Below are 23,088 nucleotides of genomic sequence, written 5' to 3'. Positions count from 1 at the left end.
TTTTTCTGCTAAAAGTGAAATGTAAAAGAAACATAATTTCTTATATCATTTTATAATTCACTTTATTATAATAAAGGTATAGTTCTTGATAAAGAACGAGTTGTTCGATAGGAGAGATTAAAATGCTGAAGCCACCTCGAAAATTCAAAAAGATACTTATATTGCCATGTTTGTGTTCTATTACTTTTTATTTAGGCTCTCAAATGATGACTTATACAGAAGCAGCTTTCGTTCATGAAACGAAAGTAACGGCTGCCATTTCTACAGCAAGTATTTTTCCAAAAACAGTTGATCAATTAACAGAACAAGCTAAGCAACATAAGGAAGTTATTTTGCGTGAGTATGAAGGGATGAAATTGAAATTAACCTTTACTTCCATTCAAGAGTTAGAGCAGGTGCTTGCTACGTGGAAGCAAGGGCGTGAGAAAATAGTTGCGGAAAGAGAATTGTTACAAAAAGTATATGTATCAATAGAGAGTCCTTATAATCAAGTGCAAGAAGAGTTAAAAAGTAATACAACCGAATCGAATAAGCAAGTATTCTCGTATGTGAATGCGGGCTTCCATATAGTGAAAGACAATTGTGAGTATGTTGATAAAGAGGTAAAGTTACAGGTGATTGATAAACAAATTCAAGATTTTGAGAAGTTACTAGTAGATGAAACAGCAAAACTAGAAGAGGGTAAGAAACAAGAAGAAGCGAAAAAATTAGAAGAGAAGAAGCAAGAAGAAGCGAAAAAGTTAGAAGAGAGTAAGAAACAAGAAGAAGCGAAAAAGTTAGAAGAGAGTAAGAAACAAGAAGAAGCGAAAAAGTTAGAAGAGAGTAAGAAGCAAGAAGAAACAAAAAAGTTAGAAGAGAAGAAGAAACAAGAAGAAGCGAAAAAGCTAGAAGAGAAGAAGAAACAAGAAGAACAGAAATATAAAGATAGCAAGTAAAATATAGTAACATTCCAGAGCAGATAGGGATCATAAAACAAATAGGTGAGGAGGGCACTATCACTCGCCTATTTTTCGTATCCTTCTCATCTTATTTAGCCACCTAGAGGTAGTTAGATGGATGAGGGATACGAATTAGTGGAGATAGGTCAAGAAATCAACAAAATCTTTTCTTGATTTCTTTATATTTTACTGAAAAATCAAAATAATATTGAGAAATAAAAATAACTGAAAATATTAATAAATATGTGTTGTATTTATATAGGTTTGTTCGTTATAATGAACATAAGGTTTTTAAAAAAGAACAAATATTAGCTAAGCTAATATAGTTTTAGTTACATCTCTTATTTTAAATAAGAGATAGAAATAAAAATATAAAAAACAGCTAGGGGGAATTGATTGTGAGTCTGAAAAAGAAATTAGGTATGGGAGTTGCATCAGCAGCATTGGGGTTATCTTTAATTGGTGGAGGAACATTCGCTTACTTTAGCGATAAAGAAGTATCAAATAATACATTTGCAGCTGGGACGTTAGATCTTACATTAGACCCTAAAACGCTTGTAGATATTAAAGATTTAAAACCAGGGGATTCTGTTAAGAAAGAGTTCTTATTAAAGAATAGCGGTTCATTAACAATTAAAGACGTTAAACTAGCAACAAAGTATACTGTGAAAGATGCAAAAGGCGATAATGCTGGTGAAGACTTTGGTAAGCACGTTAAAGTGAAATTCCTTTGGAACTGGGATAAACAAAGTGAGCCTGTATATGAAACAACTTTAGCAGACTTACAAAAAACTGATCCAGATCTTTTAGCTAAAGACATCTTTGCTCCTGAGTGGGGAGAAAAGGGTGGATTAGCAGCTGGTACAGAGGATTATTTATGGGTACAATTTGAATTTGTAGATAATGAGAAAGAACAAAATATCTTCCAAGGTGATTCATTGAATTTAGAATGGACATTCAATGCTAACCAAGAAGCTGGCGAAGAAAAATAATTAAAAAGCGGGGAATCCCCGCTTTTTTTTATAAAGAAAAAAGAAGTGCCGGTTGTAAGCACTTCTTTCTATTTATTATTTTTGATCGTGCTTCCATTTTGTAAATTCAAGAAATTCACGAAATTGTTCTTTGGAGACACCTGAGCTCATCGCATCTTTAACGAGTTGTGTCCATTCGGAGTCTAAGTGATTTTCCTTTGCTGTTTCATCATGAAGTAGAGTATCAACTGGAATTTGTAGAACTGCTGCAATTTTTTCAAGAAACTGAATGGAAGGGTTTTTTTGTAAATTTCGTTCTATAGAACTAATGTAAGATTTAGCAACACCAGCTTTTTCGGCAAGTTCAGTTAATGAAATACCTTTTTGTAAGCGAAGGCGTTTTATACGTTCTCCAATCATATTTGCGCACCTTTCTATCAATATGTAGTCGTCTTATGATGTCATTATTATAACATAAACTTCGTTAAAAAGAACAAGCCTATTGAGCCTGACTGGATGGCTTCATACGTTGGAAAAAATGTTCGATATCTTGCAGGGCGATACCAGCGTCTAGAGCTTCAAGTATTAAATCAATCCATTCTTGGTCCAGTGCGTCAGTCTTATCTTTGTACAAATGTAATTCCTCCCTAATTATCGGTCATAACTGCTGCTACAGAATATATGATAATGCAATCGCATTTTGTGTTTTATATAGTGAATTATCAAATATTTTGTAGATAAAACAAAGATAAAATCCCCATTAAATTCCCTCTATGGAAATTATAAAGTTTCTGACAAAAATTTTCAATATTTTCAGAAAACATTGTTGAATTGTGATATATTCGTATACTAACTATGAAATTTTTACAAATATATTAAAAAAATTACATAATATAACTAAATATTGAAAAAATATTGAATTTTTAATAAAATCTAATTTGTAATACATATTTTTTATTAGGGGAGGAAATAAGGGATGAACAAGAAACCGTTCAAAGTTTTGTCATCAATCGCTTTGACAGCTGTGTTAGGTCTTTCATTCGGAGCGGGTGGCCAGTCTGCATATGCTGAAACACCTGTGAATAAGGCAGCTACGAGCCCAGTCGATGATCATTTAATTCCAGAAGAACGTTTAGCAAATGCGCTAAAAAACCGTGGGGTAATTGATTCGAAGGCTTCAGAGACAGAAACAAAGAAAGCCGTCGAAAAATACGTAGAGAACAAAAAGGGTGAAAATCCTGGGAAAGAAGTATCAAATGGGGACCCACTTACGAAAGAAGCATCTGACTTTTTAAAGAAAGTGAAAGATGCGAAAGCTGATACGAAAGAAAAGTTAGACAAACCAGCAACAGGAACACCTGCAGCGACAGGCCCAGTTAAGGGTGGTCTAAATGGTAAAGTACCAACTTCTCCAGCAAAGGGAAAAGAATATAACGGTGAAGTTCGTAAAGATAAAGTACTCGTTTTACTTGTAGAGTACGCTGACTTTAAACATAACAATATTGATAAAGAACCTGGTTATATGTATACTGACGATTTTAACAAAGAACATTATGAAAAAATGTTATTCGGTAATGAGCCATTCGCATTAGAGGATGGCAGCAAAATCGAAACGTTTAAACAATATTACGAAGAGCAATCTGGCGGTAGTTATACAGTAGACGGAACAGTTACAAAATGGTTAACAGTTCCTGGTAAAGCTGCTGATTACGGTGCAGATGGTGCGACAGGTCATGATAATAAAGGACCAAAAGGACCACGTGATTTAGTAAAAGATGCATTAAAAGCAGCTGTAGATAGCGGTATTGATTTATCAGAGTTTGATCAATTCGATCAATATGATGTAAATGGCGATGGAAATCAAAAACAACCGGACGGTTTAATCGATCACTTAATGATTATCCATGCGGGTGTTGGACAAGAAGCAGGCGGTGGTAAATTAGGTGACGATGCAATTTGGTCACATCGCTGGACTGTTGGACCAAAACCATTCCCAATTGAAGGCACACAAGCGAAAGTTCCATATTGGGGCGGAAAGATCGCAGCATTCGACTACACAATTGAACCAGAAGATGGCGCAGTTGGTGTATTCGCACATGAATATGGTCATGATTTAGGTCTTCCAGATGAGTATGATACAGACTATACTGGTGACGGTGAACCAATTCAAGCTTGGTCTGTTATGAGTGGCGGAAGCTGGGCTGGTAACATTGCAGGAACAACGCCAACGAGTTTCTCACCACAAAATAAAGAGTTTTTCCAAAAAACAATCGGTGGTAACTGGGCAAATATCGTAGAAGTAGATTACGAGAAATTAAATAAAGGTATCGGTCTAGCAACATATTTAGACCAAAGTGTTACGAAATCTAACCGACCAGGTATGATTCGTGTTAACTTACCAGATAAAGATGTAAAAGCAATTGATCCAGCATTTGGTAAACAGTATTACTACAGCACAAAAGGTGACAATCTTCACACGAAAATGGAAACACCACTGTTCGATTTAACAAATGCAACGAATACGAAATTCGATTTCAAATCATTATATGAGATTGAAGCTGAGTATGATTTCCTTGAAGTACACGCTGTAACAGAAGATGGTAAACAAACGTTAATTGAAAGACTTGGCGAGAAAGCAAATAGTGGAAAGGCAGATTCGACAAATGGAAAATGGATTGACAAGTCATATGATTTAAGTCAATTTAAAGGCAAGAAAGTTAAATTAACATTTGAGTACATTACGGATGGTGGTTTAGCATTAAATGGTTTCTTACTTGATAATGCGTCATTAACAGTAGATGGTAAAGTTGCATTCTCTGATGATGCAGAAGGTACACCGCAGTTCAAATTAGATGGATTCGCTGTATCTAATGGAACAGAGAAGAAAAAACATAACTATTATGTAGAGTGGAGAAACTATGCTGGTTCGGATAACGCATTGAAATATGCTCGCGGTCCAGAATATAACTCAGGTATGGTTGTATGGTATGCAGACTCAGCTTATATAGATAACTGGGTTGGTTTACATCCAGGACATGGTTTCCTTGGCGTAGTTGATTCTCATCCAGAAGCAATTGTTGGAACTTTAAATGGTAAACCAACAGTAGCAAGTAGTACACGATTCCAAATCGCTGATGCGGCGTTCTCATTTGATAAAACGCCAGCTTGGAAAGTTGTATCTCCAACGCGCGGAACGTATACGTATAATGGCTTAGCAGGCGTACCGAAGTTTGATGATTCGAAAACGTATATTAATAAACAGATTCCAGATGCAGGACGTATTTTACCGAATCTTGGCCTGAAGTTTGAAGTAGTAGGACAAGCTGATGATAATTCTGCAGGTGCTGTTCGTTTATATCGTTAATACAGTAAAACTACCGAGAGATTTTCTTTCGGTAGTTTTTTTGTGAGCAATGAATTTTATATAAAAGAAGAAATTATATATAATGTAACTTTACGAATAGAAATTTATTATATATGAAGTCTATATAAATAATGAAAGAATTGGATAAAAATAATGGGAGAAGGTGAATGGATGAGTGTTTCTTCTATTGTAAATAAACAAAAAGCATATTTTTATAATGGCCATACGAGAAGTGTAGAAGTGAGAAAGAATAATTTGAAGAAGCTTTATAAAGGCATTCAGCGTTTTGAAGAAGAAATATTTCAGGCATTGAAATTAGATTTAAATAAGTCAGTTCATGAGTCGTTTACAACGGAAGTTGGATATGTATTAAAAGAAATTTCCTTTCAATTGAAGCATATTTCATCGTGGAGTAAACCAAAGCGGGTTCGAACAGCACTCACTCATTTTGGATCAAAAGGGAAGGTAGTGCCTGAACCGTACGGTGTGACACTTATTATTGCACCGTGGAACTATCCGTTTCAATTAGCAATTGCACCTCTTGTAGGAGCGTTGGCGGCTGGAAATACAATTGTTTTAAAGCCGTCAGAGCTAACGCCAAACGTTTCCAAAGTGCTTACAAGGATGTTAGAGGAATTATTCCAAGAAGAGCTTGTAGCGGTAGTAGAAGGCGGTGTAGAAAAGAGTACGGAATTGTTAAAGGAACCGTTTGATTATATTTTCTTTACAGGTAGTGTCGGTGTTGGAAAAGTTGTGATGGAAGCTGCAGCGAAACGGTTGACGCCACTCACGTTAGAACTTGGGGGAAAAAGCCCATGTATTGTACATAAAGATGCAAAAATAGATGTAACAGCAAGACGAATTGTTTGGGGTAAGTTTTTAAATGCAGGGCAAACGTGTGTAGCGCCTGATTATATGTATGTGCATGCTTCGGTGAAAGAACAGTTAATCGAGGCATTACGACACGAAATTGCGGAGCAGTATGGAAAAGATCCACTAAACAATGACAATTATGTACGAATTGTGACTGAACGTCATTTTGACCGTTTATGTTCATTTTTGGAAGATGGTAAAACGGTAATCGGCGGGAACTATAAAAAAGAAACTTTACATATAGAACCAACAGTGTTAACAAATGTTACATGGCAAAGTACTGTTATGGAAGATGAAATTTTTGGTCCGATCTTACCAATTGTAGAATACGACAACATAGAAGAGGTAATTGGAACAATTCAGCAACATCCGAAGCCATTAGCGTTATATGTATTTTCTGAAGATAAAGAAGTACAAAAGAAAGTGACGAGTAATATTTCATATGGCGGAGGCTGTATTAATGATGTTGTCTATCATCTTGCAACGCCATATTTACCTTTTGGTGGTGTTGGAAGTAGTGGATTAGGTAGTTATCATGGGGAAGAAAGTTTTCGGACTTTTTCACATTATAAAAGCATTTTAGCCCAATCTACGGCATTCGATATGAAAATTCGTTACTCTTCTACAAAAAGTGCTTTAAAATTCATACGAAAGTTGTTAAAATGATGATGGTGTTTATCAGTAGGCGTAGCCGTATGATAATAGCCCCTTCGCAATGGAAGGGGTTTTTCTGTTCGACATATGTATCATGCAAAAATGAATCAAACATACTACATAAAGAATAGAAGAGAACGCTGCTAAACAACCATTTTTGTTTGGATCGAAACAAAAAATAGTCTATAGAACATAAATATTTATTCATGAATATAAAAATTAAAATTTAAGGTAGATAGGACGGGAAAATGAAAAAGATTATTAAAGTTGAAGCAGTAGAAAAACATTTTGGAAATCAAGTGATTATCCCACCTCTTTCTTTAGACATTAAAGAAGGGGAATTTTTAACGATTTTAGGGCCGAGTGGTTGCGGGAAAACAACGTTACTTCGCATGATCGCAGGTTTTGAAACGCCAACTAAAGGGAATCTTTTATTAGATGATGAAAAGATTAACGATTTGCCACCATATAAGCGTCATATGAACTTAGTGTTCCAACATTATGCGCTATTCCCACATATGAATGTGGAGAAAAATATTTGTTTCGGTATGAAAATGCAGAAAGTACCGGCAGCAGAGCAGAAAGAGCGTGCTGAAGAGGCAATGCGTTTAACGCAGTTACTTGAGTTCCGTAATCGTAAACCTGCAAAGCTTTCTGGTGGACAGCAGCAGCGTGTAGCAATTGCGAGAGCGATTGTGAATAACCCGCGTGTATTATTACTAGATGAGCCACTTGGGGCGTTAGACTTTAAGTTAAGAAAAGATTTGCAACGTGAATTGAAAAACTTACAACGTAATTTAGGAATTACATTCATATACGTAACGCACGATCAAGAAGAAGCGATGAGCATGAGTGATCGTATTGTCGTTATGAATAAAGGACATATTGAGCAAATCGGAACGCCGAAAGAAATTTACAATAAGCCGAAAACAATGTTCGTTGCGACATTTATCGGTGAAAATAATATTGTGAAAAACGGGGAAGGCTATGTAGCAATTCGCCCTGAAAACGTGAAGGTACGTTCGGTTGAAGAGCCGATTTTAAAAGAATACCATCTTGGACATATTGAAGACGTTGAGTTTGTTGGAAATATGGAAAAGCTGTATGTACGTGACGAGAAAACATCAGAATTACTAATGGCATATCAAACTGCTGAAGAAGCAGCACAGTGGAGCATTGGAGATAATGTATACGTAGGCTGGGAGCAAGAGGACGAGGTGACCTTAAATTGAAAAAAGGGAAATTACTCGCACTACCGACAGTCGCGTGGCTGTTAATCTTCTTCCTAATTCCCCTTCTGTTTGTATTGGCATTTGCCTTTATGCAGCGCGGGGCATATGGGACAGTGGAAATGCAATTTACGTTAGAGAATATAGCTCGTGTGTTTGATCCACTATACATGGGAACGTTATGGGAAACTGTTAAGATTGCAGTTATTACAACAGTAATCTGTTTAGTAATTGGTTATCCATTTGCTTATACAATTACAATTGTTGATCGCAAATACCGTTCAATTCTTTTATTATTGGCAACGATCCCGTTTTGGATTAACTTCCTTGTTCGTTCATACGCATGGATTGTTATTTTACGTTCACAAGGTCTTGTAAACACATTGCTATTGAAACTAGGTATTATAAGTGAACCTTTAAATTTACTATATAACACACCTTCTGTAATACTCGGAATGGTCTATTCTTTATTACCATTTATGATTTTACCGGTGTATGCAGCGATTGAGCAGCTTGATAAGCGTAAGCTAGAAGCAGCTTATGATTTAGGAGCAACACCAGCAAAGGCATTTTGGAATGTAACAGTACCGATGACGATGTCAGGGATTGCTACTGGTTCTATTTTAGTGTTTGTTTCTTCTATCGGAATGTTTGTTGTATCAGACGTTATGGGTGGATCGAAAGTAGCATTAATCGGAAACGTAATTCAAAATCAATTCTTAGGAGCGCGTGACTGGCCGTTTGGATCTGCGTTATCTATGATTGTTGTTCTATTCTCTGTTCTGTTAATTTACTTATATTATCGTGCAACGAAAGTATATAAATATGATGGGAACGGAGGGGAATAAGCAAAGATGAAGAAGTTTTTAGTTTCTTATTCTTGGTTAATTTTATTGTTCTTGTATTTTCCAATGATGGTTTTAATGGTATATTCCTTCAATGATTCTCGCATTAATGCGGAATGGGAAGGTTTTACATTCCATTGGTATACAGATTTATTTCAAAAGCAAGATGTTATTGATGCGTTTGTAAATAGTATGACGATTGCGATCGTAACGACGATTGTAACGACAGTTCTTGGTGTGATTTTCGCCATTGCATTACATCGTTATAAATATCGTTATGAAGGGGCTATTAACGGTCTTGTGTATTTACCAATATTAATTCCTGATATTTTAATGGGGTTATCTTTACTTATCTTATTTAGTCAATTAGGTATGGAACTTGGCAAAACAACAATTATTATTGCGCACATTACATTTAGTATTTCATTTGTTGTCGTTATTTTAGCAGCACGTCTTTCTGGTATGGGACGTGATTTAGAAGAGGCTGCGAATGATTTAGGAGCAACGCCGTGGCAAACGTTTCGTTATGTAACGTTCCCAGCAATTGCACCAGGAGTTATTTCAGCAGCATTATTAACATTCACATTATCAATTGATGATTTTGTAATTAGTTTCTTCGTATCAGGACCAGGATCAACAACATTGCCATTATACATTTACAGTATGGTTAAGCGCGGAGTATCACCAGAAATTAATGCACTTTCTACAATTTTAATTGTGGCTATCGTAGGATTAATGGTTTTATCTGAAATCTTCCGTAACAAAGGTGCAGATGGTGAAGAAAACTCTGGAGGACACCTTCCTTTATAATACGAACGATATAGAAAGTACGAGGGGGTAATAAACCGATGAAATTAATAAAAAGATTAGCCGGCGCAGCGATTAGCTTTAGCCTTGTTGCTGGTGTACTTGCTGGTTGTGGTGAAAAGAAAGAAGAGTTAAACATTTATAGCTGGGCTGACAATTTTGATGAGCAAGTACTAAGAGATTTTGAAAAGAAATATAACGTGAAAGTTAACTATGATAAGTACGCAAGTAACGAAGAAATGCTTGCGAAATTACAAGCTGGTGGCGCAAAGTATGATTTAATTCAACCATCTGATTACATGGTTAAAACAATGGCAAAAATGGATTTATTAGCGCCGTTAGATAAAAAGAATATCCCGAATATCGAAAATATGATTTCTAATTTCAAAACACCTGCGTTTGACCCAGAGAATAAATATTCTTTAGTATATACTTGGGGCGTAACAGGGATTGCATACAATAAAAAGTATGTGAAAGAAGCACCTACAAGCTGGGCTGATTTATGGAATGAGAAATATAAAGGGCATGTAACTTTATTAAATGATTCTCGTGAAGTGTTAGGAATGGGCCTTAAGAAGCATGGTTTCTCAAACAGCACGAAAGACGATGCACAGTTAAAGACAGCTGCGACTGATTTACAGAAGCTACTTCCAAACTTACTAGCATTTGATACAGATAATATTAAACAAAAATTCATTACAGAAGATGCTTGGATCGGAACAGTTTGGTCTGGAGATGCAGCATTTATTGCAAAAGATAATAAAGATGTAGAGTATGTTGTACCAAAAGAAGGCGGCACAATTTGGGCTGATACGTTAGCAATTCCAAAAGGTGCGAAAAACAAAGAGCTTGCAGAGAAGTTTATGAACTACTTATTAGATGAAAAAGTAAGTGTGAAAAACTACGAGTCAATTGGATACAGTAATCCTAATGAAAAAGCTCATCCTCTTCATAGTAAAGAATATCGTGAAAACCACATGATCTTCTTAACGAAAGAAGAATTAGATCGTACGGAATGGCTTGTTGATGTAGACGATAAGCTAAAAGACTATGATCGTTACTGGACAGAGTTAAAAACAAAAGGTAAATAAGTAAGAAAATGCGGTTTCTAAAGTAGAAATCGCATTTTTTCATAGTAGGAGGAAATCGTTTGAACAAGAAGTTACATCAATATGAGGTAGTATGTATCGTTTTATTACTTACTGTATTTGGCATTGTAGCTTGGCGTGTACATGCGGGTGGCGTTACAGTGATGGATACATATGTCCGAGGGTTAGTAAAAGGGTTACAAACAGAAGATTCGCTTACATTTTTCTCATACTATACAAAAGTAGGGTCTGCAATTGGGATTGTAACTACGCTCGTTATAAGTTTACTTGTTTTTTGGAGAAAACGTTATTATGCTGCGATGATCGTGTATCCAATGGGCATTTTAATAACACATCTTGTGAATAAAGGGATAAAAGAAGTTGTGAAAAGGGAGCGGCCGTCGTTAAATGAAGCGTTGGATGCGCTTGGATATAGCTTCCCTAGTGGGCATGCAATGTTATCTATTATGACATTCGGGTTTCTTGCTTATATCATTGCGGCAAATTTGAAGAATGTAACTGGGAAATATGTTATAACGATTTTGATGGGAATAGTAATTATATCGATTGGATTAAGTAGAGTGATTTTAAATGTACATTATCCAACTGATATTTTAGCTGGTTATTGCGTAGGTGGTATTTTGTTAATTATGGCGATTTACTGCCATCGTTTACTTACCGAGAGATTGGGACTTAATAAAGAGAGATAAAAAAACGGCTGGAAAAACTATCAATATAGTGTTTCCAGCCGTTTTTTGTTTGTACGAAGATGTGATACAGTATAAATGACAATTGAATTATTTAAAGTAGGTGAAAAAGTGTGAAAACAAATGTAAATAAAGTAGATAAGTGGGGGAAATTAGGAGCTTTTTTGTATCAGTTTCGTTATACAGTAATTGTAGCATTACTATTGGTTGCGATCGCACTCGGAATTTTCGCTCCAAAGCTGCCGGGAGTGTTAGGTGGTGATGGTTTCCAAACGGAAGGGGACTATCAAAAAACGAAAGAAATTTTAGATAAAGATTTTAAGAGGTCTCAAGACACACTTTTACTCGTTTTTGAAAAAAATAAGGGTGCTTCACATGAGGAATTTCAAAAGCAAGTAGAGGGAATTGTAAAGAATGTACAAGAGAAAGAGACATATGAATCTTTCCATCACCCAGTGCAAAATAAAGAAATGTTACAAGATGATATCTGCTATGCGACAATTTTATTTTCCGGGAAAACAAATAAAGAACGAATGGAAAAGACATTGCAATTTGCTGATAAAATCGAAAAGGAAAGTAATACAGCATTAAAAGTAACGCCTACAGGGTTTCCAAAAATTAATCAAGAGATTAATGAAAGAACGCAAAATGATTTAAAAGTAGCAGAGATGATTGGGTTACCAATTGCATTTCTCGTATTACTATTTTCATTTGGTAGTCTTTTGGCATCTATTTTACCAATTGTAAATGGGGCACTTAGTGTTATTAGTACGATGGGCATATTATACTTTATAGGTAGTGATAAGGAACTATCTATCTTTGTGTTAAATGTTGCACCGATGATTGGACTTGCGCTATCTATTGATTTTGCGCTATTATTTGTAAATCGCTTTCGAGAGGAAGTTGCAAAGCGAACGGTAAAAGAAGCGATAGCAATTACATATCAGACAGCAGGGCGCGCAATCGTATTTTCAGGATTATGTGTATTTGTTGGATTATCCGGATTGTTTTTCTTTAAAATCGATTATATTCAGTCTGTCGCAATTAGCGGAATGATTGTTGTGATTATGAGTATTTTATTCTCACTCACACTTCTTCCAGCGCTATTATCATTAATTGGGAAACGAATATTAAAAAAGAATCAAGTAGCGCATACGCCGGCAAAGGCGTGGCGTAAGTTTGCACAATTTGTAATGAAACATCCAATCGCAATGATTATTGTTGTTACAACATTTATTGTGATTTGCTTATTACCGTTACGTACAGCTAATTTGCAGTTCCCTGACGTAGAAGCTCTACCTAAACAAAGTGATACAAGAATTGCATATGAGAAGTACGAAGAGGCATTTAATAAAACTGCAAAAAAACATGCTGATGTTACGTTAGTGGTAGAGACGAAAAAAGATATGAAAGAAAAAGAAAGTTTACAAAAGATAGAAGAAGTCGTTCAAAAGTTAAAAGATGATAAGAAAGTATATGAAGTTAGAAGCTTATACGACGGGTTAACTCGTATGAAAGCAGATCAAGTTGCTGGAATGTTAGAGTCGCCAGAAGCAGCGAAACTAGCTCCTATATTTGAAGCATATACGAAAGGAAATAAGACGACGATAGAAATCTTTTTGAAAACAAAACCACGTACTGAAACTGCTAAACAGTGGGTTCGTGATTTTAAACAAAATTATAAAGAAACAGATGTTACGTATTATTTAGGCGGGATGACGACGTTCCAACAAGAGTTAGAAGATGAAATTAAAGATAAAGTTGCAATTGGTATGTCTGTTATATTTGGATCGACCTTTGTTATATTATTATTTGCATTCCGGTCTATACTCATTCCGATTAAGGCAATTATTATGAATATACTTAGTTTAAGTGCAACAATAGGAATTGTTGTTTGGTTATTTGAAGGTGGGCATTTTGGTTTAGAAGCGAGTCCTGTTCTATTTGTCTTACCAATCTTCATTTTCGGTCTCGTATTTGGGCTTAGCATGGATTATGAAGTCTTTCTTATTTCACGTATTCATGAACTGTATGAAGAAACAGGAGATAACGATCAAGCGACGTTAGAAGGACTTGTGTCAACAAGTAGAATTATTACATCAGCTGCGTTAATTATGATTGTTGTAACTGGTGCGTTTGCCTTTACTGATATTTTACCAGTACGGCAAATGGGGCTTGGCGTTGCATTAGCGATATTCCTTGATGCGACAATTATTCGTCTTATGCTCGTACCAAGTTTAATGAAATTGTTTGGAGACTGGAACTGGTGGTTACCATTTCGAAAGAAAAGAGAAAAATCATCGTAAAAAATACTCGTCTTATAGATGAGTATTTTTTTATGAATAGCAAGACCTACATTTTGCAAATAGTATGTGATAAGAACATTACATATAAGTAGGTGAAGGCAATGTTTCGTTATTTTAAGTTTAAGCTAAATGATACAGTACAGTTTGCAGAAAACGATGGGCATATGTATCGCATTGTCGGTTATCGGTTAGAAAAAGGATTTTATCCAAAAGATGAATGGACTCATATCATTTATGAATTGCTGAGAGATTTTGATGGGTATACGATGGATGCGGAAGAAGAGGAACTTGTAAAGGTCATTCAAGTAGAGGATGAGTATTACAAAATACAAGAAGTATCGGGCTATCGTTATCCAGTAAAAATGAAGCAAAAACAACACGTGATGAAAGTAGAAAAGATGGATGATTTATTAGATACGTATAATGATTATAAAAGATTGGCGGATTTCTTTAAAGATTTATCGTATGAGCAAAAAGCGGACGAAGTATTGCAGGAAATGAAACGGCGTAGAGCGTGAGGGGACAGTCTACTATAAGACTGTCCTCTATTTTTGACGGTGCATCAAATTGTGTTTTCCGTTACAATGAGAGAATCAATAGAAATAAGGTGATACAGTATGGAAACGAAGAAAAAGGGCGAATGGTGCGAAATTACTGTTCCAGCGAAATGGAATGGTATAAGTATTGATTCATTATTAAAAATAGAATGGGAAATACCGAAAAAGTTGTTACATCAGCTTCGTATGGAAAAAGGTATTACCGTTAACGGAGAACAGAGAAGATGGAATGAGCTTTTAAAAGAAGGCGATAAGTTACAAGTGCATATGTTTATGGAGGAAGAGTATGATGTAGAGCCTGAATATGGTGAATTAGATGTAGTATATGAAGACGATCACGTACTCATCGTAAATAAGCCTGAGAAGATGGATACGCATCCTGCTGAAAAAGGTGGAACGGGAACACTTGCAAACCTCGTTGCCTTTCATTTTCAAATGCAAGGTTTAGAGACGAAGGTTCGTCATATTCATCGGTTAGATAAAGATACGACAGGTGGTGTCGTGTTTGCTAAGCATAGAATTGCTGGTGCAATTATGGATCGTTTATTAATGGAACGGAAAATTAAAAGAACATATGCGGCGCTTGTGGAAGGGAAAGTAAAAGGTAAGCAAGGAACAATTGACGCAGCTATCGGAAGAGATCGCCATCATGCGACGAGACGACGTGTTTCTCCAAAGGGGGACCAAGCAATTACATATTATAAAGTAGAGAAGTATTTTAAAAAACAAAATGCTACGTTCGTAACGTTACAATTAGAAACAGGTAGAACACATCAAATTCGTGTTCATATGAGCTATCATGGTAATCCATTAGTTGGAGATGTATTATACGGTGGACAAACGAAATATATGTCCAGGCAAGCATTACATGCGATGAAGATTCATTTCTTGCATCCAATTACGAAAGAAGAGATCGAAGTGGATGTACCATTTCCGACAAAATTAAATAATATAATGAAAGAATTTCAAAGAATGAATGCATAAAGTGTAAGTTTAAATTTGAGAAAAGTAGATTCTTGCAGGAATTTCTCTAAAAGAAGCGAAGCCGTTAAGAGAAAAGAGAGGTGAGAATTACTTGGTCAAATATAAATATATACTAGGAATGTTTTTCGCTTGTCTTTTAGTTACTCTATGCCTCTATCCATACTTACCAAACTTTATGGCAGTACATTGGAATGAAAATGGTGAGCCAAACGAGTTTATGAGTAAACAAGTTGTTATAGCATTTATTCCTTGTCTTATTATTTTTTTACATGGATTCGTGTATATTATTTCACATAATGTATATAAGTTTAATGAAGGTGAGCATGTCATTATAAGTGGATTTCTAAAGACGATTACTTTATTTATGGTGTTTATCCATATGCTCATTCTCTTTATTAATTTTGGAAGCATGATATCCTTTCAGACAGGACTAACAATTGGAATTAGTATGTTTCTTTTTATGCTTAGTAAAGGATTTAAAAAAGTTAAGAGTACGGAAAAAGACCCAGTCAAATTACAAAAAATTCGTTTAGTGAGTAGGCGGATTTTTCAAGTGATGGCATGTAGTATATTGTTTTCCTTGTTTTTGAACTTGAAATGGGGATTTTATATGTTACTTAGTGTAATAAGTTGTGGCTCTATTTTGTTTATGTTCTACATATTGTACTCATACATAATAGAAAGTTATGAAATGTAAAAAAGAGTCTTCTCATTATGAGAAGACTCTTTTAATCTATTTACTTCGTAATAAATTGTTGTGTCCAGTAGTTGCCGCTTTCTACATAGCCAACACCGATGTGAGTGAAGCCGTTATTTAAGATGTTTGCACGGTGTCCAGCACTGTTCATCCAAGCTTGTACTACTTCTTCAGGTGTACGTTGGCCTTGAGCAATGTTTTCACCTGCAGATGTATAAGAAATACCAAATTTCTTCATCATGTCAAATGGAGACCCATATGTAGGGCTGTTATGATCAAAGTAGTTATTCTTCTGCATATCTTCAGATTTAACACGTGCTACTTTGCTTAATTCAGTATCGATTTTTAGTGCTGGTAAGCCTTGTTTTGCACGTTCAGCGTTTGTTAATTCAACAACACGTTGTTCGAATTCGCTTAAAGATTTTGCTTCTTCAGCAGGCTTTTGCTCAGCAGGTTTTTGTTCAGCAGGTTTTTGAGTATTGTTGTTTTCAGCAGGTTTTTGAGCTTCTGGTTTTTGAACTTCTTCAGCAGGCTTTTGCTCAACTGGTTTTTGCTCAACTGGTTTTTGAGTTTCTGGCTTAGCTGTTGGTTGCTCAGTTACAACATTTTCAGTTGGTTGTTGACCAGGAATGAAGCAGTTTGGTTGGAAATTTCCTTGTTGCCATTGTGCTAATGACTCAACGCCCATAGATTGTAAGAATGCTTGTAATTCTTGTTGGCTCATTTGCTTCATCATCACTTTTGAATGCTGAATATTTTGAACCTTTATGTTAGATGGTTGTACTGTTGCAGCTTGTGCATCTAAAGATGATACTCCTAAAGTAAGAGCTGTTGCAGCAGCTACAGATAATAAAACACGCTTTTTCATGATGTGTGTCCCCCTATATAAAGTTTTAATTTGTTTTCACACGATTTGTTTTGACAGCCTGTCTGACTGACAAATTCATCGTAGCATACAATTTGCGAGAAAAAAGATGGAAAAAAATTCATAGACTTTAAAATTACCTAATTTATCCTAAGTGAAGAAAAGGGAAAAAATAAGAGAAACATAGAGTATAAAAGGAATTTTTAGCATTTTTATACTTGGTTTTAAGAGGCGGTTTTTGGATAAATGTACCTATATTGAAAATGAAGAATCCTATTGTATCAATGATTTGAGCGTTTTTTTGAGGAATATACTGGATTGATTTTTACAAAACTGTAATGTTTTTGTTGTTCTTTTTTATAATAAAGTAACATATTCTTAATCTTGTAGCGGACAAAAAAGCGGCTATCTCTTTACATAGACGAAGGAGATAGCCGTTTTCCTATTATTACGTATGTTACGAGTTGGTTTCAATTGCTTCTAATAATAAATCTACAATGTGAATTCCTCTCATTTTATGAAAAAGTCCTTCTCGTTCAATGCCTAATTTCATTTGTAGTAGACAACCTGGATTTGCAGTAACAATAGTTGCTGCTTCTGTTTCATGCACACGGTCCATTTTATAATCTAGAAATTCCATGGATAGTTCTGAATGAACAATATTGTAAATACCAGCAGAACCACAGCAGCGATCCGCATCTTTCATTTCACGGTATGTTGCGCCTTGAATTGCTTCTAGTAACATACGAGGTTCTGAAGATGTTCGCATAACATTGCGTAAATGACAAGAATCTTGATACGTAATAATTTGCGTTGGAAGTCGTAAGTCATTCCGTTTATGGAAATCTAGTTCTACTAGAATAGCAGTAATATCTTTAATTTTAGAAACAAACTGCTTTGCGCGTTCAGCCCACTGTGGATCATCTTTTAAAAGATAATCGTAGTCTACGAGGTAAGCTCCGCAACCACCTGCATTCGTAATAATATAGTCGATGTTTAAATCTTCGAATGCTTTTATATTTCGTTTCGCTAATTCTTTCGCTCCGCTCTTTTCACCAGCATGCCCATGTAATGCACCGCAGCAACTTTGTGTTTTTGGCATAACGATATCACAACCAGCTAACTGAAGAAGTTTCATCGTTGCGTTATTTGTTTCTAAAAACATCGTATCCATTAAACAGCCTGTGAAGAATGCAACTTGTTTCTTTTTTGTACTTTCAGCAGGTAAAAATTCAGGACGATCTTTCATTGCTTTCATTTTAGGGACTTTTGGTAAAACGAGATCCATCGTTGCAAGTGTTTCAGGGAATAACTTCATAATCCCTGTTTTATGTGTTAGCGTTTGTAAACCAGAACGCTGATAAAATCCGATTAGTCCTGTTAATGTTCTCATTCGATTTTGATGCGGGAATAGTCCTTCAAAAACGACTTTACGAACGGCTCTCACTGGCACCGAGAACTTTTTGTTTTGATTGATAATATCACGAGCTTCTTCTAATAAATGTCCGTAATTTACACCTGATGGACAAACAGGTTCACAAGCACGGCAGCCAAGGCAAACATTCAATGTATTTTCAACATCTTCATCTGGTTCGATTAAACCGTCAACGACCGCTTTCATTATTGCGATACGTCCTCGTGGTGAATGTGATTCTTTATATCCAGATTGAATGTAAGTAGGACAAGTAGGTAAACAGAAACCGCATCGCATACAGTTTAGTAGTTCATCTTCACTTAATCTTTCTTTAAATTCTTTTTGAATGTTTTCTTTATTTAATGTTGTCATCGTTCAACCACCACTCTTTTGCGAGTGTCTTTCGCGAACATCTTGCCAGGGTTCATAATGTTATTTGGATCGAAGGCTTGTTTAATTCCTTGCATGGCAGCAATACCTTCTTTACCTAATTTCATTTCTAAATACGGAGCTTTCATCGCACCAACACCATGTTCACCAGTAATTGTGCCACCAAGTTCAATTGCTTTCGCAAATATTTCAGCAAAAGCTTGTTCAGCTCGGTGCATTTCTTCTTCATTCCGAGCATCTGTCATACAAGTTGGGTGTAGGTTGCCATCGCCAGCATGCCCAAACGTACAAATAGGAATATTATATTTTTTTGCAATCGCATTAATAGCTTCAACCATCGGAGCTATTTGTGAGCGTGGTACCGTTGCATCTTCTAATATTGTAGTAGGTTTTAATCTTGCAAGTGCTGATAGTGCACTACGGCGAGCTGTCCGAAGCGCATCTGCTTCCGCTTCATCTTTTGCAATGCGAACATCGACTGCATTCATAGAGCGGCAAACGTTAGCCATTTTTTCAATATCTCGATTGACAACTTCAAGCGGACCGTCTTGTTCGATTAATAAAATTGCTTTTACATCAGTTGGTAAACCGATTTGTGCAAACTCCTCTACTACTTCAATTGTTGGCTGGTCTAAAAACTCAAGTGTCGCTGGAATGATTTTATTTGCAATAATAGAAGAAACAGCACGTGCAGCTTCATTAATATCTTCATATAGTGCAAGCATCGTTTTCTTCGTTTCAGGCATAGGAACAAGTTTTAATATTGCTTCTGTTACGACGCCAAGTGTTCCTTCAGAACCGATAAATAAACGAGTTAAATCGTAACCAGCTACATCTTTTGCTAATTTACCGCCAGTACGAATAATATCGCCATTTGGTAAGACAAGTTCAAGACCCATCACATAATCACGTGTTACGCCATATTTTAATCCGCGTAATCCACCTGAGTTTTCATTAATGTTACCGCCGATTGTAGAAATTTTCATCGAGCTTGGATCTGGTGGATAAAATAAACCTTTTTCTTCTACCGCTTTAATAATATCAAGTGTAATTACACCAGCTTGTACAGTAATTGTTAAATTCTCTTCATCAATTTCTAAAATGTTATTCATATGGCGGAAGATAAGGACGATACCGCCTTCAAGTGGACATGTCCCCGCGCAAAGGTTTGTTCCAGAACCACGAACATATACAGGGATTTTGTGAGTGTTACATATTTTTAACACTTCAGCTACTTCATTTGTATTACGAGGAGCAATGACTGCATCAGGCATTGCTTGGAAGTTTGGAGTGGCATCATAACTATACGTTAAACGCCCCATATTGGATGTATCTACATTATCTTTGCCAACAATGGATACGAATGAATGAATAATTTGCTTTTCTAACATTGGAAATCCCCCTCAAACTGTTAACGTATTTAGTCATCATAAAAAACGTTGTAACAGTGCTTTCATTATAATGATAAAAAAGTTGGGGGATTCTTTCTATGTATAATCATCTAAAGATTAATCTTTTTTATCATTCTTTTTTGTATGATTATCTAATAAGAGGAGCGAGAAGTATAAAATGTTTAAGTCTTTGAATTGTTTCGGGTCAAGTCCTGTATGCTCCTCAATTTTTTTAAGTCTGTAATGCAATGTGTTAATGTGTATATGTAATTGTTCAGCTGTTTGTTTATAGGATTGGTTATAATCAATAAATAAGCGTAAAGTGTGCATAAGCTCAGGAGATGATAGTAAGTTTTCGATGGTGCGCCTTAGAAACTGTTCCCGCGTTTCAGCAGAAATATCTTGTAAGCACATTTCTAAACGTAAATCTTCATTAAATACAATTTTTTTCGTTTCAAGTGATACGGAAAGAGCTTGTAATGCTTGTTCGTACGATAAGTTCATATTGCTTGGTGTAACGGATTGTCCAATCCCAATATATAAAGGAATAGAAAACAAAGTTTCACAGTCTTGTTTTAATCTTTTTAAAAATTGATACGTTTGCTCTTTGGAGTTTGTGGCTGTAAATAAAATGAATCGATCATTTCCCCAGCGAACAAATAGATGCTCCTTTGTTAATAGATTGCGTACGTGTTGCCAAATCTTACGCTGAAGCATCGTGTCATTTTGATCGATAGAGAACAAAATAAGTTGTTTCTTCTTATATAAATCAATACCAAGTGTTTTTGCGCGATCGAGAAAGCTTGGAGACCAGTCTGTATTTTGAAGCCAATCAAAGACAAATGCTTCATAAGAACGGTGTTCAAGTTCTAGTTGTTCTAAAAAGTAGTTTTCGTGAATGAGTAGTTCGGTCATTTTACGTAATATTTCTCCGTATTGTGAAATGTTTTCAGGTTCGCCTGTAATTCCAATGACACCAATTACTTCGTCATGAAATAGTAAGGGGAGGTTCATACCCGCCTTTACGCCTTGCAAACGTCGTTCATCTTCTTTTGTAATTATGACAGTTTTCTTTTGTTTCGCGCATCGGAGTGCACCTTCATGAAATTGGCCGATTCTTTCTACATCTGTACTTGCGATAATAACGCCTTGTATATTAATGATAATGATATTTTCTTTAATTAACCTGCGTACTTCTCGTACAATTTTATTCGCTAAATCAGGAAAAAGCATAATTTGCACACCTCAAATTCTATTTGTTGTACATTATATATGTAAATGAAGTAAGAAAGGAAAATTTCACACTTTCCACACATTTATTTGTTATTTTACAATTATAACGAAATCATCCGAAGATGGAGGGAATCTTTTGAGAAAGTCTGTTTTTCTTCTCTGTTTTTTATTTCTATTAGTAGGGTGTCAAGGCAGTTCATATACACCGATTGCTAAAGATAAAAGTGTTATTATAACAACGAATATAAAAGAAGGTAGTATTAGTTTTGTTGATGAAAAAACTAAAAAATTAATTACGACATGGGAACTTAATGAACCAATGGCAGGAGTTGCACTACTTCCAAACGGTGAGGACATACTTGTATATGGCAAGCAGTTAGAGTACATGTATGTATATTCACTAGCAGAAGGAAGGCAAGTGGACAAATATAAAACTGGAAAAGGCATTGTAAATGTGATTGTATCCGAGGATAAAAAACAATTATTTGCTGCCGATCAAACTGCTCAAAAGGTAAGGTTCTTTACGATAAAAGGGAAAGAGACAGGGAGTGTATCAACAGGAAAAGGACCAATAACGATGGTAGAGCACGATAACCAGTTATCTGTATTAAACTTTTATGATACGAAGCTAACGACCATTAATACAAAGAAAAAAGAAGTGATACAATCCTTTATGATTCCCCCAGCATCAACGGGAGCGACAATTAGCCCAGATGGGAAAGAAATATGGATTGGCGGACATGGTGATGGAAATCAAGTCAATGAGAAAGTATTAGTGTATTCATTGCAAAGCGGAGAAATGGTACGTTCTTTACATGCTCCTTTTATGCCTGTGAATATAACGAAGGATAATAAGTATGTATATGCATTAAGTCACGGTTCGAATACGCTTAGAAAGTTTGATGTTAGCACGTATAAAGAGGTGGCTTCTGTAGAAGTAGGATCGAATCCATTTGCATTTTTGAAGAGCGGAGCAGAAGGATACGTAGCAAGCTATGATAGTGATGAAGTGTGTGTCATGGATATGAAGAGCTTGAAAATAAAACAAACAATTAAAGTCGGAAAAGGGCCGTTTCAACTCATAGAGAGGGAAGGGAAGGACAATGAGTAAATATAGGGTGCTAGTTGTAGATGATGAAAGTGATATGAGGCAGCTTGTTGGAATGTACTTAGATAATTTCGGATACGAGTGGGGAGAAGCTGAAAATGGAAAAGAGGCTCTAAAAAAATTAGAGACGGATCATTATGATTTCGTTGTATTAGATATTATGATGCCAGAGATGGATGGACTTTCAGTTTGTAAAGAAATTAGAAAAACGTCAGATGTACCAATTATATTTTTAACAGCAAAAGGTGAAGAGTGGAATAGGGTGAACGGCTTGCGTATGGGAGCAGATGATTATATTGTAAAGCCTTTTAGTCCGGGAGAACTAATTGCTCGTATGGAAGCTGTGTTAAGACGTTATACAAAGCAGGAGCAACAAGAGGAGATTCAGTTTGGACCGATCCTTATTAATGAAAAAAGTAGGAAGATTGAGGCTGATGGTGAGCCAATTTCTCTTACAGTAAAAGAGTTTGATTTACTCTATTTTCTTTGCCAACATACGGGACAAGTATTTAGCCGGGAACAATTGTTGGAAAAGGTATGGGGATATGATTATGCCGGAAGTACAAGAACAGTGGATACGCACGTGAAAACGATGCGTTTGAAGCTTGGAGAAAGCGGGAACTACATTCAAACGGTTTGGGGTGTAGGCTATAAATTTGAGGTGTAA

At 35.8% G+C, this 23,088-nt stretch carries 21 protein-coding genes; 15 read left to right on the top strand and 6 right to left on the bottom strand.

The window, feature by feature from the left end:
• Nucleotides 1–122: 122 nt before the first annotated feature.
• Together MKO96_RS08170 and calY are read left to right on the top strand one after the other, a co-directional pair.
• Nucleotides 123–935: a DUF4047 domain-containing protein gene (locus tag MKO96_RS08170; RefSeq protein ID WP_240587193.1), complete on the top strand. Its 813-nt coding sequence runs from the start codon at nt 123–125 to the stop codon at nt 933–935.
• Between the two features lie 401 nt (nt 936–1,336).
• Nucleotides 1,337–1,930: a biofilm matrix protein CalY gene (calY, locus tag MKO96_RS08165; RefSeq protein WP_240587192.1), complete on the top strand. Its 594-nt coding sequence runs from the start codon at nt 1,337–1,339 to the stop codon at nt 1,928–1,930.
• 75 nt (nt 1,931–2,005) lie between these two features.
• On the opposite strand, the gene MKO96_RS08160 is transcribed toward calY, so the two are convergent.
• Together MKO96_RS08160 and MKO96_RS08155 are read right to left on the bottom strand one after the other, a co-directional pair.
• Nucleotides 2,006–2,329 (bottom strand): helix-turn-helix domain-containing protein, encoded by a 324-nt coding sequence (locus MKO96_RS08160; RefSeq protein ID WP_000578867.1) that lies wholly within the window; start codon nt 2,327–2,329, stop codon nt 2,006–2,008.
• 79 nt (nt 2,330–2,408) lie between these two features.
• The gene (locus MKO96_RS08155) at nt 2,409–2,543 is read right to left on the bottom strand and encodes an anti-repressor SinI family protein (RefSeq protein WP_000276217.1); all 135 of its coding nucleotides are present in this window, start codon (nt 2,541–2,543) and stop codon (nt 2,409–2,411) included.
• A 342-nt stretch (nt 2,544–2,885) separates the two neighbouring features.
• Here MKO96_RS08155 and inhA1 point away from each other — a divergent pair, with 342 nt between their 5' ends.
• The 11 genes from inhA1 (at nt 2,886) to MKO96_RS08100 (ending at nt 16,020) form a co-directional block, all read left to right on the top strand.
• On the top strand, nt 2,886–5,273 hold the full coding sequence (gene inhA1 / locus MKO96_RS08150) for a M6 family metalloprotease immune inhibitor InhA1 (protein ID WP_240587191.1): 2,388 nt from the start codon (nt 2,886–2,888) through the stop codon (nt 5,271–5,273).
• 171 nt (nt 5,274–5,444) lie between these two features.
• Nucleotides 5,445–6,812 (top strand): aldehyde dehydrogenase, encoded by a 1,368-nt coding sequence (locus MKO96_RS08145; RefSeq protein ID WP_240587190.1) that lies wholly within the window; start codon nt 5,445–5,447, stop codon nt 6,810–6,812.
• A 236-nt stretch (nt 6,813–7,048) separates the two neighbouring features.
• Entirely contained in the window at nt 7,049–8,032 is a 984-nt protein-coding gene (potA, locus tag MKO96_RS08140) for a spermidine/putrescine ABC transporter ATP-binding protein PotA (RefSeq protein ID WP_000720323.1), read from the top strand.
• The gene (potB, locus tag MKO96_RS08135; protein WP_000715495.1) at nt 8,029–8,877 is read left to right on the top strand and encodes a spermidine/putrescine ABC transporter permease PotB; all 849 of its coding nucleotides are present in this window, start codon (nt 8,029–8,031) and stop codon (nt 8,875–8,877) included. The genes potA and potB overlap by 4 nt, the downstream gene beginning before the upstream one ends.
• Nucleotides 8,878–8,883: 6 nt before the next feature.
• Nucleotides 8,884–9,684 (top strand): spermidine/putrescine ABC transporter permease PotC, encoded by an 801-nt coding sequence (gene potC / locus MKO96_RS08130; RefSeq protein WP_000714199.1) that lies wholly within the window; start codon nt 8,884–8,886, stop codon nt 9,682–9,684.
• Between the two features lie 38 nt (nt 9,685–9,722).
• Nucleotides 9,723–10,772, top strand: a complete 1,050-nt coding sequence (gene potD / locus MKO96_RS08125) for a spermidine/putrescine ABC transporter substrate-binding protein PotD (protein WP_087979857.1) — start codon at nt 9,723–9,725, stop codon at nt 10,770–10,772.
• Nucleotides 10,773–10,831: 59 nt separating this feature from the next.
• Entirely contained in the window at nt 10,832–11,479 is a 648-nt protein-coding gene (locus MKO96_RS08120; protein WP_240587189.1) for a phosphatase PAP2 family protein, read from the top strand.
• Nucleotides 11,480–11,589: 110 nt separating this feature from the next.
• Nucleotides 11,590–13,782: an MMPL family transporter gene (locus MKO96_RS08115; protein ID WP_240587188.1), complete on the top strand. Its 2,193-nt coding sequence runs from the start codon at nt 11,590–11,592 to the stop codon at nt 13,780–13,782.
• 101 nt (nt 13,783–13,883) lie between these two features.
• On the top strand, nt 13,884–14,300 hold the full coding sequence (locus MKO96_RS08110; protein WP_087979860.1) for a histidinol dehydrogenase: 417 nt from the start codon (nt 13,884–13,886) through the stop codon (nt 14,298–14,300).
• Between the two features lie 99 nt (nt 14,301–14,399).
• Nucleotides 14,400–15,323: an RluA family pseudouridine synthase gene (locus MKO96_RS08105; protein ID WP_240587187.1), complete on the top strand. Its 924-nt coding sequence runs from the start codon at nt 14,400–14,402 to the stop codon at nt 15,321–15,323.
• Nucleotides 15,324–15,414: 91 nt separating this feature from the next.
• Nucleotides 15,415–16,020, top strand: coding sequence for a DUF1648 domain-containing protein (locus tag MKO96_RS08100; RefSeq protein ID WP_240587186.1), 606 nt, complete (start codon nt 15,415–15,417; stop codon nt 16,018–16,020).
• A 40-nt stretch (nt 16,021–16,060) separates the two neighbouring features.
• Here MKO96_RS08100 and MKO96_RS08095 read toward each other — a convergent pair whose 3' ends face one another.
• From MKO96_RS08095 to MKO96_RS08080, 4 genes are all read right to left on the bottom strand, one after another.
• Nucleotides 16,061–16,888: a CAP domain-containing protein gene (locus MKO96_RS08095; RefSeq protein ID WP_087979863.1), complete on the bottom strand. Its 828-nt coding sequence runs from the start codon at nt 16,886–16,888 to the stop codon at nt 16,061–16,063.
• Between the two features lie 454 nt (nt 16,889–17,342).
• Nucleotides 17,343–18,671: a (Fe-S)-binding protein gene (locus tag MKO96_RS08090; protein WP_240587185.1), complete on the bottom strand. Its 1,329-nt coding sequence runs from the start codon at nt 18,669–18,671 to the stop codon at nt 17,343–17,345.
• Nucleotides 18,668–20,080, bottom strand: a complete 1,413-nt coding sequence (gene glcD / locus MKO96_RS08085; protein ID WP_240587184.1) for a glycolate oxidase subunit GlcD — start codon at nt 20,078–20,080, stop codon at nt 18,668–18,670. Before glcD ends, MKO96_RS08090 begins: the two co-directional genes overlap by 4 nt.
• A gap of 117 nt (nt 20,081–20,197) precedes the next feature.
• Nucleotides 20,198–21,313, bottom strand: a complete 1,116-nt coding sequence (locus MKO96_RS08080) for a CdaR family transcriptional regulator (RefSeq protein WP_048545040.1) — start codon at nt 21,311–21,313, stop codon at nt 20,198–20,200.
• Nucleotides 21,314–21,449: 136 nt separating this feature from the next.
• Between MKO96_RS08080 and MKO96_RS08075 the strand changes: the two genes are divergently transcribed.
• Both MKO96_RS08075 and MKO96_RS08070 read left to right on the top strand, forming a co-directional pair.
• Nucleotides 21,450–22,424: a YncE family protein gene (locus tag MKO96_RS08075; RefSeq protein WP_240587183.1), complete on the top strand. Its 975-nt coding sequence runs from the start codon at nt 21,450–21,452 to the stop codon at nt 22,422–22,424.
• Entirely contained in the window at nt 22,417–23,088 is a 672-nt protein-coding gene (locus MKO96_RS08070; protein WP_000049878.1) for a response regulator transcription factor, read from the top strand. Before MKO96_RS08075 ends, MKO96_RS08070 begins: the two co-directional genes overlap by 8 nt.

This window comes from Bacillus sp. ES1-5, from assembly GCF_022487605.1.
In the GTDB taxonomy this organism is placed as follows: Bacteria; Bacillota; Bacilli; order Bacillales; family Bacillaceae_G; genus Bacillus_A; species Bacillus_A wiedmannii.
Note: the sequence above shows the minus strand (reverse complement) of the source record. Positions and strands in the feature narration are given on the sequence as shown.

Coding starts and splice junctions, on each gene's coding strand:
- MKO96_RS08170 (WP_240587193.1), top strand. CDS start 123: ATGCTGAAGCCACCTCGAAAATTCAAAAAGATACTTATATTGCCATGT.
- MKO96_RS08160 (WP_000578867.1), bottom strand. CDS start 2,329: ATGATTGGAGAACGTATAAAACGCCTTCGCTTACAAAAAGGTATTTCA.
- inhA1 (WP_240587191.1), top strand. CDS start 2,886: ATGAACAAGAAACCGTTCAAAGTTTTGTCATCAATCGCTTTGACAGCT.
- MKO96_RS08145 (WP_240587190.1), top strand. CDS start 5,445: ATGAGTGTTTCTTCTATTGTAAATAAACAAAAAGCATATTTTTATAAT.
- potA (WP_000720323.1), top strand. CDS start 7,049: ATGAAAAAGATTATTAAAGTTGAAGCAGTAGAAAAACATTTTGGAAAT.
- potC (WP_000714199.1), top strand. CDS start 8,884: ATGAAGAAGTTTTTAGTTTCTTATTCTTGGTTAATTTTATTGTTCTTG.
- potD (WP_087979857.1), top strand. CDS start 9,723: ATGAAATTAATAAAAAGATTAGCCGGCGCAGCGATTAGCTTTAGCCTT.
- MKO96_RS08110 (WP_087979860.1), top strand. CDS start 13,884: ATGTTTCGTTATTTTAAGTTTAAGCTAAATGATACAGTACAGTTTGCA.
- MKO96_RS08105 (WP_240587187.1), top strand. CDS start 14,400: ATGGAAACGAAGAAAAAGGGCGAATGGTGCGAAATTACTGTTCCAGCG.
- MKO96_RS08095 (WP_087979863.1), bottom strand. CDS start 16,888: ATGAAAAAGCGTGTTTTATTATCTGTAGCTGCTGCAACAGCTCTTACT.
- MKO96_RS08090 (WP_240587185.1), bottom strand. CDS start 18,671: ATGACAACATTAAATAAAGAAAACATTCAAAAAGAATTTAAAGAAAGA.
- glcD (WP_240587184.1), bottom strand. CDS start 20,080: ATGTTAGAAAAGCAAATTATTCATTCATTCGTATCCATTGTTGGCAAA.
- MKO96_RS08080 (WP_048545040.1), bottom strand. CDS start 21,313: ATGCTTTTTCCTGATTTAGCGAATAAAATTGTACGAGAAGTACGCAGG.
- MKO96_RS08070 (WP_000049878.1), top strand. CDS start 22,417: ATGAGTAAATATAGGGTGCTAGTTGTAGATGATGAAAGTGATATGAGG.